The sequence below is a fragment of the Micrococcus lylae genome (assembly GCF_900163825.1).
Taxonomy (GTDB): Bacteria; Actinomycetota; Actinomycetes; order Actinomycetales; family Micrococcaceae; genus Micrococcus; species Micrococcus lylae.
Genome location: NZ_FUKP01000044.1, coordinates 1 through 11,363, shown reverse-complemented (window position 1 = coordinate 11,363; position 11,363 = coordinate 1). Strand labels below are relative to the sequence as shown.

The following is an 11,363-nucleotide window of genomic DNA, read 5'->3' as shown; positions in this document are numbered from 1 at the left end:
CCGGATCAACCCCTACCTGTGACCACCCCGCTTACACAGACAAGTTGACACGCCCGAAAACCAAGAAGCAGAGCCTCTATGAAACCCGGAGCTTGACAGGCCTTCTGTTCGCGTGAGCGGTTTCTTGACAACTCCACTCTCGCAACAGGAGGCCTTCGCCTGTCAGCTGTTCACGCAACAACGTCCATGAACATCACACCTAGTGCTGCATCGGCGCCTGAGACACGATCAAAGGCGCCTAGCGTGTGGTTCACGTAGTCCACCATCAGGCGGGCACGGAACCTGCCGTTGGGCAGGGTGGTGATTCCCCGGGGTGTCTTTCGTACGTTGCCTCTTGCCACGCCGCCCTCATTCCGTGTCCGACAGTGGTCTAAGTACCTGGTACGGCCTGAGTGACAGCGACCATTGATGGCAAGTGACAGGCCTAGGCAAAATCCGCTAGAACATGCGGAAAGGCCCCGGAACCGTGAGGGTTCCAGGGCCTTCCGAGTGTGATGAGTGGAGCCGGCGGGAATTGAACCCGCGTCCGATGCAGTGTTGTCAGGGCTTCTCCGGGCGCAGTCTGCTGCGGGTGTTGCTCGGCCCTGTCCGTCCCGCAGACGGGCGGACAGCCCGGGCCCAGCCGGATTGATGTCGGTGCCACGACCCCCGGCGAGGGTGACACCCAGTGGCTATCTAGCTGACGCCACGGTCCGAGGCGATAGCAACCTCGGGGTGACGGACTCGATCACTGATCAGGCAGCGAGAGCGAAGTCAGTGCGCTTGGATTCGGCACTTATTGGTGTGCAGAGAGCGTTGACGAGATGACTCTGCATCCTCGGCCCGCTTCCCCTGTCGCGACATGCATCGTCGAAACCGATCGGCCCCTTGGTCGGGGACGACTCCCACTATGGAGTTGTCAATCACCACTGTGCAGTGCCGCCGCTGATGCGGCCTGCGAGTTCCATAACCTACCACGCCCCGGTTCCATTCCCCAGGGCCGGCGGGTGCTGTGACCGCCTCGCCGTGCGGCCGTGCGGTCCGGACGTCGCCCGGCCCGCTGCCCGACGACGGTCAGGCCACTCCGGCGCGACGGTTGCGGATCCGCATGGCCCGCTGGGCCTCGCGCTGGTCCTGCTTCTCGCGCAGCCTGTGGCGCTTGTCGTACTCGCGGTTGCCGCGAGCGATGCCGATCTCCACCTTCACGCGGCCGTCCTTGAAGTAGAGGGACAGCGGGACGATGGTCATGCCGGGGTCCATGATCTGGCGGCTGATCTTGGTCAGCTCGGCGCGGTGCAGCAGCAGCTTGCGCCGGCGACGCGCGGTGTGGTTGGTCCAGGAGCCGTTGAGGTACTCAGGGATGTAGACCTGTTCGAGCCAGAGCTCGTCCCGGTAGAAGACGGCGAAGCCGTCCACCAGGGAGGCCTTGCCCTCGCGCAGGGACTTCACCTCGGTGCCGGTGAGTACCATGCCGGCCTCGTAGGTGTCGGAGATCGTGTAGTCGTGGCGGGCCTTGCGGTTGGTCGCGATGACCACGCGCTCGCCCGGGGCCGGCTGCTTCGCGGCCTTGCCCTTCGCGTTCTTGCCCATGGTTCCCTTCCTTCCGCTCGGTCTGCACACGGGTGCGTCCGCATGCCCGGCGTGGGCATGCGGACGCATCAGTCTACGGCACAGCCGGTGGAGTGACGCCGGAGACGGCGGCCGTCCTCAGCTCAGCTTCGCGCCGGTGAGCTCGCGGACCTGCTCCTCGGTGACGCCGGGAGCACACTCCACCAGCTTCAGCTCGGGTTGCTCGGGAGTGCCGACCACGTCGATCACGGCGAGGTCGGTGATGATGCGATCCACCACGGCCTTGCCGGTGAGCGGCAGGGTGCACTGGTCCACGATCTTCGGGGTGCCGTCCTTGGACACGTGGTCCATCATGACGATCACGCGGCCGGCACCGTGGACCAGGTCCATCGCACCGCCCATGCCCTTGACCATCTTGCCGGGCACCATCCAGTTGGCGAGGTCGCCGGAGGCGGAGACCTCCATGCCGCCGAGCACGGCGACGTCGATCTTGCCGCCGCGGATCATGCCGAAGGACAGGGCGGAGTCGAAGAAGGAGGCGCCCGGGTTGACGGTGACGGTCTCCTTGCCGGCGTTGATCAGGTCCGGGTCCACGTTCTCCTCGGTGGGGTACGGGCCCACGCCGAGGATGCCGTTCTCGGACTGCAGCACCACGGTGCGGCCGTCCGGGATGTGGTTCGGGATGAGGGTCGGCATGCCGATGCCGAGGTTGACGTAGGCGCCGTCCGGCAGCTCCTGGGCGGCGCGGGCGGCCATCTCCTCACGGGTCAGGCCGGTGGGCTTGGTGGTCTGGCTCATCAGGACTGCTCCTCCTTGGCCTTGCGCACGGTGCGCTTCTCGATGCGCTTCTCGATGTCCTTGCCGACCTCCACGATCCGGTGGACGTAGACGCCGGGCAGGTGCACCTCGTCCGGGTCGATCTCACCGGGCTCCACGAGCTCCTCGACCTGCGCGATGCAAACCCTGCCGGCCGTGGCGGCCGGCAGGGAGAACTGGCGGGTGGCCTTGGTGAAGACCAGGTTGCCGTGCCTGTCGCCCTTGGCGGCGTGCACGAGCGCGAAGTCGGTGACGATGGACTTCTCCAGCGCGTAGACCTGGTTCTCGGCCGGGTCCACGCTCACGTAGCCCTCGCCGAGGACGAAGGTGTCGGTGGGCCTGGCCTCGGAGGCCTTCACCACGTTGCCCTCGGCGTCGTAGCGCATGGGCAGGCCGCCCTCGGCCACCTGGGTGCCCACGCCGGAGCGGGTGTAGAACGCGGGGATGCCGGCTCCGCCGGCGCGCAGCTTCTCGGCCAGGGTGCCCTGCGGGACCAGCTCGACCTCCAGCTCGCCCTCCAGATACTGGCGCGCGAACTCCTTGTTCTCGCCCACGTAGGAGCTGGTCATCTTGGCGATCCGGCGCGCACCCAGCAGGATGCCCAGGCCCCAGTCGTCCACGCCGCAGTTGTTCGAGACGATCGACAGCTCATCGGCGCCCTGGTCCAGCAGGGCCTCGATCAGCTGGATCGGGTTGCCGGAGAGGCCGAAGCCTCCGACGGCCAGCGAGGCGCCGGACGGGATGTCCGCCACGGCCTCCGCGGGGGTCGCCACGGTCTTGTCCAGACTCATGTGTCCTCCTCCTTGAGGGTCCCGGGCCGGCTCGGCCCGAACGTGCAGGGTCGGTGTCGCGGCCGCGCCCGCAGGCGAGGCCGCTCGGTCAGTGGGCGGTCCAGCCGCCGTCGATGGTGTACGAGGCGCCGGAGACGAGCGCGGCGTGCTCGGTGGCCAGCCACAGGGCGAGACCGCCGACCTCCTCCGGCTCCACCAGGCGCTTCACGGCGGCGTCGGCCAGCAGGACCCTCTCGAGGACCTCGTCCTCGCCGATGCCGCGGGTGCGCGCCTGGTCCGTGATCTGCTTCTCCACCAGCGGGGTGCGCACGAACCCGGGGTTGATGCAGTTCGAGGTCACCCCGTGCGGGCCGCCTTCGAGCGCCGTGGTCTTGGACAGCCCCTCGAGGCCGTGCTTGGCCGCCACGTAGGCGGACTTGAACGGCGAGGCGATCAGGCCGTGGGCCGAGGAGATGTTGATGATCCGGCCGAAGCCGCGCTCGTACATGCCGGGCAGGGCGGCGCGGATCAGCAGGAACGGGGCCTCGAGCATGATGCGGTGGATCAGGCGCCAGGTGTCCGGGTCGTAGTCCTGGATCGGGTCGATCCGCTGGATGCCGGCGCAGTTGACCAGGATGTCCGTGTCCAGCTCCAGCTCGTCCAGGGCCCGGGTCTCGGACAGGTCCACTGCCCAGGCCGTGCCGCCGATCTCCGCGGCCACCGTCTCTGCGGCCTCGGCCGAGACGTCCGCGACCGTGACCTCGGCGCCAGCGGCGGCGAAGGCCTCCGCGCAGGCCCGGCCGATGCCGGAGGCGCCTCCGGTCACCACGGCACGGCGCCCGGACAGGGACAGGGTGGTGGCGTTCTCGCTCATGTCGAGGGACCTCCTGGCTCGGACGGGATGCTTTCCGACGACGGCCGCTCGCCTGCGTCAGGCGGGTGGCCGCCGTCGTGGGTCACTGTCCTCCTGCGGCCCCACGGCCGCAGGAGGAAGCGCGCTCAGCGGAACAGGACCAGGGCCTCACCCTGGCCGCCGCCGCCGCAGAGGGCGACCGCGGCGCGGCCGGAGCCGCGGCGGTTCAGCTCGTGGGCGGCGGTCAGGGCCAGGCGGGCACCGGAGGCGCCGATCGGATGGCCCAGGGCGATCGCGCCGCCGTTGACGTTGCAGTGCTCGGCGGAGTAGTCCAGGTCCTTGAGGGACTGCAGGGAGACGGCGGCGAAGGCCTCGTTGATCTCGATGAAGTCCAGGTCCGTGACCTCCCAGCCCTGCGTGGACAGGGCGGCCTTGATGGCGTCGGACGGCTGGGAGTGCAGCTGGGAGTCCTTCGGGCCGGCGGTCTGGCCCGGGGCGCCGACGGTGGCCAGGATCTGCAGGCCCCTCTCCTCCGCGTAGGCGCGGGAGGTGACGATCACGGCGGCGGCGCCGTCGGACAGCGGGGAGGCGTTGCCGGCGGTGATGGTGCCCTCCTTGGCGAAGGCCGGGCGCAGGCCGGCGAGGGTCTCGGCGGTGGTGTCCGCACGGACGCCCTCGTCCTTGGAGACGACCACCGGGTCGCCCTTGCGCTGCGGGATCTCCATGGGGGCGATCTCCACGTCGAACACGCCGGCGGCCTGGGCCTGGGCGGCGCGCTGGTGGGAGCCGGCGGCGATCTCGTCCTGCGCGGCGCGGTCCAGGCCGCGCTCCCCGTTGCCGGACTCGGTCAGCTCGCCCATGGCCTCCTTGGACAGGGCGTCGGTGAGGCCGTCATAGGCCACCGAGTCCAGGACGGTGGTGGGGCCGTACTTGTAGCCCTTGCGGGCGCCGACCAGCAGGTGCGGGGCGTTGGTCATGGACTCCTGGCCGCCGGCCACCACGACCTTCGCCTCGCCGAGGCGGATCAGGCGGGCGGCGTCGATCACGGCGGTGAGGCCGGAGAGGCAGACCTTGTTGATGGTCATGGCCGGCACGTCCCAGGCGATGCCCGCGGCGAGGGCGGACTGGCGGGCCGGGTTCTGGCCGGCGCCGGCCTGCACGACCTGCCCCATGTAGACCATGTCCACGTCCGCGGCCGGGACGCTGGCGCGCTCGAGGGCGTGCTTGATGGCGTGCGCGCCGAGCTCCGTGGCGGCCAGGCCGGCCTGGGCGCCGAGCAGTCGGGTGAACGGAGTGCGGGCGCCGCCGACGATCACCGCGTCGGTCGGCTGCGGGGCGGGGGCGGCGTTCTGCTCGGCCATGGTGACTCCACTTCCGCGGGGCGCACACTCCGGCCCCGCTGTCAGTTAATCGGGATGAACTGGATTCTGTCTCCCAGTCTATGACCTGGGTCACCCGGTCGGCCACCGTGTGCGGCCTGCGCGTCGCTCCCCTCCGTCGACCCGGACCCCTTCGGCCGCACGACGACGGCCGGTCCCCTCCGTGCGGAGGCGACCGGCCGTCGTCGGGAAGCAGGCGCGGACGCGCCGGGAGGATCACGCCTGCTCGGCGGCCTCCTTGATCTGGGCGGCACGCCAGCGGATGCCGGCGTCGATGAGGTCGTCGATCGCGCCGTCGAACACGGAGGACGGGTTGCCCTCCTCATGGTTCGTGCGCAGGTCCTTGACCATCTGGTACGGGTTCAGCACGTAGGAGCGCATCTGGTCTCCCCAGGAGGCCTTGACGTCTCCGGCGAGCTCCTTCTTCTTCGCGTCCGCCTCGGCCTTGCGCTGCAGGAGCAGGCGGGACTGGAGCACGCGCAGGGCGGCGGCGCGGTTCTGGATCTGCGACTTCTCGTTCTGCATGGACACGACGATGCCGGTGGGGATGTGCGTCATGCGGACCGCGGAGTCGGTGGTGTTCACGGACTGGCCGCCCGGACCCGAGGAGCGGAACACGTCCACCTTCAGCTCCGACTCGGGGATCTCGATGGAGTCGTCCGCCTCGATGAGCGGGACGACCTCGACCGCGGCGAACGAGGTCTGGCGCCGGCCCTGGTTGTCGAAGGGGCTGATGCGCACCAGGCGGTGCGTGCCGGCCTCCACGGACAGGGTGCCGTAGGCGAAGGGGGCGTTGACCTCGAAGGTCACGGACTTCAGGCCGGCCTCCTCCGCGTAGGAGGTGTCCATCACCTTGGTGGACCAGCCGCGCTGCTCCGCCCAGCGCAGGTACATGCGCATGAGGATCTCGGCGAAGTCCGCGGCGTCCACGCCGCCGGCGCCGGCGCGGATGGTCACCACGGCCTCGCGCGGGTCGTACTCGCCGGAGAGCAGGGTGACGACCTCCAGGTCCTGCAGCGCCTTGGCGATGGAGTCCTTCTCCGAGTCGGCCTCGGCCAGCAGGTCCGGCTCGTCCTCCTCCGCGGCGAGCTCCACCATCGTCTCGAGGTCGTCGATGCGGCTCTCCAGGGAGGTGATGCGCTTCAGGTCCGCCTGCCGGTGGGAGAGCTGGGAGGTGACCTTCTGGGCCTGCTCCGGGTCATCCCAGAGGTCGGGCGCGGAGGCCTGCTGCTCGAGCGCGGCGATGTCCGCCTTGATGCGGTCCAGGTCCGAGACCTGCTCGATGGAGGCGAGGGTGTGGCGCAGGGAGTCGATCTCTGCGGAGAAGTCGGTGTCAGCCATGATTCCACCAGCCTACCGGCTCGGACGCCCGTGCCGGGGCTCAGCGGGCAGGTCAGTGGCTCAGCCCGGTGAGGCTGGCGTCGGCGGCCTGGATCGGCACCCGCAGCGGAGGTGCGTAGCAAGCCCTTACTGGGCGTGAGGTCACCGCAATGCGACTCAGACTCCACACCGATACAGCGGGAGGGCAATGCTATCCCCGAGGCGTCGTCGGGATGGCTTGAACCGCTCGAGCCATCCCGTGACCTGCACCCAGCGAAGCCCCGGGCACAAGCAACAGGAGCACCCAATCGCCCATTCAACCCGAGGACGCCCTGAAGTACCGTCGCCATCTTCTTGTTCACGGAACCAGCGCAACTACGAAGTAACGTCTGATCAGGAACTGTGCAGGACACTGAACGCTGGACTCCCTTAGAGTGTGCTCATGCACTTACTTCGGCAACCTTTCGACCGCCAGCTGGGCCCCTACCTGATTGATCAACTCACACAAGGGAACTTTATCCGCCTGTCGGCCGCCGTAGCCTTCGCAAAGAACAGTGGGGTATCCCGCTTGCGTGACGCCCTCACCCAGTTCCGTTCGGGAGGCGCAAAAGTGGAGATGGTGGTGGGCATCGATCTCCAAGGAACCTCCTATGAGGCCCTAATGAACCTTCTAGACGTTACCGACTCGCTCTGGGTTGCTCACGATACTGGCGGACGGACGTTCCACCCCAAGCTGTATAACTTCGTGGGCGACCAAACGTCTAAACTGGTAGTCGGCTCTCACAACTTGACCCTTGGCGGCCTGTGGACAAACTATGAATCTTCCCTGCAGTTGACCCTTGATCTTTCAGACCGCGACCATCGACAAACACAAAATGACGTTGACACATACTTCCAGCGCCTGAAAAACCTTAATGGTCAGGTCCGTGCAATTACAAGCAGGAATGACGTACGTGAACTTGAGAACGAAGGATACGTGACTAAAGAAGCCGTTATCGGGGCACGAGCTCCTCAACGGAAACCTGGCAGCCGAATCGCGACCACCACTGGAACCAGCGGCTCACTCTTTTCACCCGGGCCAAAGGTACCGTTCCCATCCGCAACCCCTCGACACACAAGCCCTACAAGCAATGCTTCCCGCACGCTTCCAAACTCACCCTCAACCCAGGTTGTCTCTACGTCGGCCGCACCTCTGAGCCCGGACGCCACGGACGACCCAACACTTTGGATCATCACTGGCGCCATGACTAGCGGATCACGTAATCAGCTGGACCTTTCTAAGGAGTCGAAGATTATTACCGGGGACGCGAAGGGGACGGCCTTCGCCTTGCCGCAGAAGGCTGACCGCATAAAGGGCGCAGTTACCTTCTTCGATGTTGACCCCAAAGCACACAATTCTAAAAAGGAGATCACGGTCAATTTTGAGGGTGAGGACTACGAAAAGAACACAATCACCTACACGAGCCACAACGGAAGTTGGCGTCTTTTGCTAAATGGAACAACTAAAGGTGGAGCGAATCCCAAAGGCGCCTCATCTGTCCCGAAGAGGATCACGAACGCATTCTCCGCGACCGCGAACGGATCACATCTTTTACCGCATAAAATCGTAGCCTTCACGCGCATCGGAAAGGACTATTACCAGCTCTCAGTCATCGACCTAAATGACCAGATAACATTGGAAGCAAATTCGTGGGTGGTCGCCTTGAACGGTACTTCACCCAATGCACGACGACTGGGCTACATCTAAACACGACTTAGGCATTCTCGATGCTTGGAACGACGGCGACCAGAGATCCCACCGTTCCCACCGCTGACCATCAGCTGAATGCAGTCTCTACTGAGAGGCTCGCCTTCGGATACAAATATCGCGGCTTCAGTACGAGCGCGAAGCTTCGTCACAATCTCACGGACATCGAAGCCGAAGCCGTAGTTTGTCGTGCCTTTGTAAGGCGGATCGATATAAATGACCGTGTCCGCTGGAATAGTCCAGTCCAGAACCATAGAGATGTCGGCGCGAAATCCCCTGATTCCATTCATGCCTGACGTCAGGTCGAGGACCCGGCGCCGGAGTTCTTCAGGGCGGGGCTGCATCGGATTCGCAGGGCTTCGACGCACACTCGTTTCCGTCGGTGTCCAGTAGTCCCGAAAGAAGGCGTTCTGCCATTCGTAACCATCATGCCACAGCTGCTTGCCGCCGAAGGAACAGGATTGGAGAACCGGATAGATTTCCGCCTCGTGAGTACCAGGATGCTGGGTAGCGAGATTGGCCATGTGCGTTTTGACTAGGCGCTTGTCCTTAGGAATCTCGGACAGATAGGCATCGAATATGTCCATTGCAAAAGTTCCCTCCCCAATAGCCTTCCAGAACGTACCCCATGAACTTGCGTCCAACATTGTGATTCGAGAAGGATCGACGCCGCGGTTGGCAAGCTCCACCGATACAGCGCCTGAACCACAGCAAAGGTCCAAAAAGTTGCTGTCTAGCGAAGGTGCCGCGACAAGCAAGGCGTCGGCAATCTGTTTCGCGACGCGTTGCTTACCGCCCTGGTATGTGCAGGGCACGCGCAATCTCGAGTTCACGAGGCTCTCTTTCGAATCAGGATCCGCGCGTAGCAACGCTGCCCTCCAACGATCCCGACACCTCCACGGTCCTCAGGATGGGGGCAATAGCCTACGGCCTCAAGGGTCCGCTGATCTACGTTGGTTCGTGCATTACCATTAGCAAGCATGATGATCTCAAACTGGTCGGGGTTGTATTTGTCTAAGAATGTAATAGGGACTCCCATTAGTTCGTTGTAGTCTGAAGGGATGTCTATGGTTCGGCCAACTTCGATTGCGCTGTAGTTCTCATACATAGGATAGCGAGAGTCGGTGAAAAATGACTTAAGCTTCAGTTCCTCATGCCGGCGAGCATTATCGAGGTTCGTAAACCACCGGACTCCCTTTACCCGAATGTACCTGCGCCCAGACTCGTCGACCCCGCAGTTGGACGCGTTTAAGGGGTACGATTCAGGAACGTAGAACTTGCGATCACCAGATCGGATAGATTCACCGTACCACAACTTATTTTCTCGGAAAAGAGGAAAGACTTCTCGATATGTAGCGGCATTCATATTACCGAGCACCAGAAAGTCTTTGCCGTGATCAACTAGTTGAGAGATGTATTCGCGAAACAAGCTGAAGGGCGGATTTGTCACCACAATATCGGATTCCTCGAGCAACGACACACACTCTTGAGACCGAAAATCTCCGTCACCTCGAAGCAGTTGAATGCTATTGCCATCTAAGGCAAATATCGACTCAAGATCGAGCGATCCGTCCGGCATGGTTATATCACCGCTTGGCACCTCGGTCACAACTGCCAAGTAGGGCCGTTTATGCTCTGCATCAAGCGGGTAATCCATCCCGGCGAAGGGCGATGTCGCGAAGCACGTGGACGTCAGTCTTGCGAGTCCGAGGTCATCGAAGTTCAAGACGAAGTAGCGGAAAAATTCAGACTCGAATGGGTCATCACAGTTGCATAGGACATGCTTCCCGCGGAACTTGTTCGGGTAATGTCGGATCTCCTTTTCGATGTCCTCGTACTGGGTGTAGAACTCGTCCCGCCTCGCCCTGAACGCTTGGTTGAGCGTCACGTTCTTCGGGTTCCTCGACTGCTCCGAGACCCCACCTCGACCGTGGCCTGTCTCATTCAGGACGAGGTCGAAGGGGATTCCCCCACTCCTGGCAACGGTCGCCAGGAAGGCATTCACGGCTGTACTCATAGTGATTCCCAGCTCCTTGAATATGGCATTCGCCTCTTCCTTAAGTTTCTTCGGGATCCTAATCGTGGTGGTAGGACTCTGCGGCATTGAGGCTCCTAGGGCCTTGGGGCGTCCGTGCTTGTAGCACAATGTAGCACGTCATCATCCTTTCGACCACCGGCTAGTTGTTGTGGGTCATGAGGCTCTTGACACCGCTTCCGGGCTGAGATGTGACGATCGGGTCCCTGCCGTAGGATGTTGGGCCTACGCCACGACAAGAGATTTGGCGCCGCAGCCGGTTCGCTCTAGCTGTTGTGGGTCATGAGATTCTTGCCACGGGGTACGGGCTGAGATGAGACGAGTGGGCCTCTCCCGCAGGATGGAAGTTCCTCAACAACCCACCTGCCAGAAGAGACCCGCTCATGACTCACGCTAACGCACCCCTGACCCCCACTGGCCGTCTCAGGATGGTCCACCGCCACCTGCACGACGGGATCCCGCAGGCACACGTGGCCGCTTAAGTTCCGGGTGAGCCGGCCCACGGTGGCCACCTGGGTCGCCCGCTACAAGGCTCAAGGCGAGGCAGGACTGCAGGACCGGTCCAGCCGGCCGCACCGTTCACCTGCCCAGCTCGATCCGGTCCTGGTCGCCCAGATCCACGCCCTGCGGCGGGAGCGCAAGTGGTCCGCACGGCGCATCCATCACCACCTCGCCTCCGAAGGCCACCGGGTGTGTCTTCGTACCGTGGGACGGTGGCTGCACCGGCTGGGCATCTCCCGGTTGCGAGACCTCGCGCCCACGGGTGAGGACCTGCGCCAACGACCACAGAAGATCACCGCCCGCGGCCCGGGGCACATGGTGCACCTGGATGTGAAGAAGATCGGGAAGATCCCAGACGGGGGCGGCTGGCGCACCCACGGACGTGACTCCGAGG

General features: G+C 64.3%; 9 protein-coding genes, 1 other RNA gene and 1 pseudogene. 2 read left to right on the top strand and 9 right to left on the bottom strand.

All coding sequences use genetic code 11. The features are described from left to right. Positions 1-496 precede the first annotated feature (496 nt). From ssrA to prfB, 7 genes are all read right to left on the bottom strand, one after another. Positions 497-867: a transfer-messenger RNA gene (ssrA, locus tag FM125_RS06640) on the bottom strand. A gap of 186 nt (positions 868-1,053) precedes the next feature. Next, positions 1,054-1,569, bottom strand: coding sequence for an SsrA-binding protein SmpB (smpB, locus tag FM125_RS06635; RefSeq protein WP_067190902.1), 516 nt, complete (start codon positions 1,567-1,569; stop codon positions 1,054-1,056). A gap of 117 nt (positions 1,570-1,686) precedes the next feature. Then, positions 1,687-2,346, bottom strand: coding sequence for a CoA transferase subunit B (locus FM125_RS06630; protein ID WP_067190904.1), 660 nt, complete (start codon positions 2,344-2,346; stop codon positions 1,687-1,689). Then, on the bottom strand, positions 2,346-3,155 hold the full coding sequence (locus FM125_RS06625) for a CoA transferase subunit A (protein WP_087134057.1): 810 nt from the start codon (positions 3,153-3,155) through the stop codon (positions 2,346-2,348). Before FM125_RS06625 ends, FM125_RS06630 begins: the two co-directional genes overlap by 1 nt. Positions 3,156-3,243: 88 nt before the next feature. Then, positions 3,244-4,008, bottom strand: a complete 765-nt coding sequence (locus tag FM125_RS06620; protein WP_087134056.1) for a 3-hydroxybutyrate dehydrogenase — start codon at positions 4,006-4,008, stop codon at positions 3,244-3,246. A gap of 125 nt (positions 4,009-4,133) precedes the next feature. Next, the gene (locus tag FM125_RS06615; protein WP_087134055.1) at positions 4,134-5,348 is read right to left on the bottom strand and encodes an acetyl-CoA C-acetyltransferase; all 1,215 of its coding nucleotides are present in this window, start codon (positions 5,346-5,348) and stop codon (positions 4,134-4,136) included. A gap of 234 nt (positions 5,349-5,582) precedes the next feature. Continuing rightward, the gene (prfB, locus tag FM125_RS06610) at positions 5,583-6,707 is read right to left on the bottom strand and encodes a peptide chain release factor 2 (RefSeq protein ID WP_087134054.1); all 1,125 of its coding nucleotides are present in this window, start codon (positions 6,705-6,707) and stop codon (positions 5,583-5,585) included. 421 nt (positions 6,708-7,128) lie between these two features. Between prfB and FM125_RS11765 the strand changes: the two genes are divergently transcribed. Next, positions 7,129-8,433 carry a phospholipase D family protein gene (locus tag FM125_RS11765; RefSeq protein ID WP_143745260.1) on the top strand — a complete coding sequence of 435 codons (1,305 nt, stop codon included), beginning with the start codon at positions 7,129-7,131 and terminating at the stop codon, positions 8,431-8,433. Here FM125_RS11765 and FM125_RS06605 read toward each other — a convergent pair. Further along, on the bottom strand, positions 8,430-9,266 hold the full coding sequence (locus tag FM125_RS06605; protein WP_087134053.1) for a class I SAM-dependent methyltransferase: 837 nt from the start codon (positions 9,264-9,266) through the stop codon (positions 8,430-8,432). The two genes, FM125_RS11765 and FM125_RS06605, sit on opposite strands and share 4 nt — an antisense overlap. After that, positions 9,263-10,537, bottom strand: coding sequence for a type II toxin-antitoxin system RelB/DinJ family antitoxin (locus FM125_RS06600; RefSeq protein WP_087134052.1), 1,275 nt, complete (start codon positions 10,535-10,537; stop codon positions 9,263-9,265). Before FM125_RS06600 ends, FM125_RS06605 begins: the two co-directional genes overlap by 4 nt. 314 nt (positions 10,538-10,851) lie before the next feature. Between FM125_RS06600 and FM125_RS06595 the strand changes: the two are divergent. Continuing rightward, positions 10,852-11,363, top strand: a pseudogene (locus tag FM125_RS06595) (helix-turn-helix domain-containing protein); the annotation flags it as partial.

What these genes read in the sequence shown, in the direction of transcription:
- smpB (WP_067190902.1), bottom strand. Translation starts at nt 1,569, where the DNA reads ATGGGCAAGAACGCGAAGGGCAAGGCCGCGAAGCAGCCGGCCCCGGGC.
- FM125_RS06630 (WP_067190904.1), bottom strand. Translation starts at nt 2,346, where the DNA reads ATGAGCCAGACCACCAAGCCCACCGGCCTGACCCGTGAGGAGATGGCC.
- FM125_RS06625 (WP_087134057.1), bottom strand. Translation starts at nt 3,155, where the DNA reads ATGAGTCTGGACAAGACCGTGGCGACCCCCGCGGAGGCCGTGGCGGAC.
- FM125_RS06620 (WP_087134056.1), bottom strand. Translation starts at nt 4,008, where the DNA reads ATGAGCGAGAACGCCACCACCCTGTCCCTGTCCGGGCGCCGTGCCGTG.
- FM125_RS06615 (WP_087134055.1), bottom strand. Translation starts at nt 5,348, where the DNA reads ATGGCCGAGCAGAACGCCGCCCCCGCCCCGCAGCCGACCGACGCGGTG.
- prfB (WP_087134054.1), bottom strand. Translation starts at nt 6,707, where the DNA reads ATGGCTGACACCGACTTCTCCGCAGAGATCGACTCCCTGCGCCACACC.
- FM125_RS11765 (WP_143745260.1), top strand. Translation starts at nt 7,129, where the DNA reads ATGCACTTACTTCGGCAACCTTTCGACCGCCAGCTGGGCCCCTACCTG.
- FM125_RS06600 (WP_087134052.1), bottom strand. Translation starts at nt 10,537, where the DNA reads ATGCCGCAGAGTCCTACCACCACGATTAGGATCCCGAAGAAACTTAAG.